The organism is Bacillus sp. JJ1566 (assembly GCF_036962685.1).
In the GTDB taxonomy this organism is placed as follows: Bacteria; Bacillota; Bacilli; order Bacillales; family Bacillaceae_L; genus Ferdinandcohnia.
This window is the reverse complement of record NZ_JBALOP010000101.1, coordinates 1-579: the sequence shown is the minus strand read 5'-3', so window position 1 is coordinate 579 and position 579 is coordinate 1. Positions and strand designations below refer to the sequence as shown.

The window sequence follows — 579 nt, the reverse complement described above, 5'->3', positions numbered from 1 at the left end:
ATAATAAATGGATCGGCAATAAATTCTGCGGGTACATCATTTACGTCTTTAGCCATTAAGCAAGGGCTTACCAACTTTTCCTTTTCTGGAAATTTTGTGATAAACGTACTAGAAGTAAATGTTGAAATTGACCATATTCCCAAAGTAATTTTTCTCTTATTCAAATATAAAAATACAACCATTATAAGTAAAATACTTGTAGTAAATAGAACCATATAACCACCTTTTAGATTTATTTCTACTATGAACAACTATATTACTAGCTTTAATAATTTTTTGATTTCTTTATCATTCTTAAAATCTGCCTTTGAAAGGTTCTGAGAAAAAGTCCTTCTTAAATCATTATTTTTAATCAATTCTAACAATCCTTCGTATATACCATTTTCACTAACATCAACAATTAATCCATCAATACGATTATTAATTTGTTCTTTTGCTCCAGTAAAATTAGTCGATACTATAGGCTTTCTTAAGCACTTTGCTTCAGCAAGAGTTATACAAAAACCTTCATGCCTAGAAGGTTGAACGTATATATCACATTGGTTAATATAGGGATATGGATTAGGATCAGTTCCTAAT

General features: G+C 28.8%; 2 protein-coding genes. Both read right to left on the bottom strand.

All coding sequences use genetic code 11. The features are described from left to right. The coding region (locus V7112_RS23765; RefSeq protein ID WP_335424453.1) for a hypothetical protein at positions 1 to 215 on the bottom strand (215 nt) is incomplete at its 3' end. A gap of 36 nt (positions 216 to 251) precedes the next feature. After that, a partial coding sequence (locus V7112_RS23760) for a glycosyltransferase (RefSeq protein WP_335424452.1) occupies positions 252 to 579 on the bottom strand: 328 nt, incomplete at its 5' end.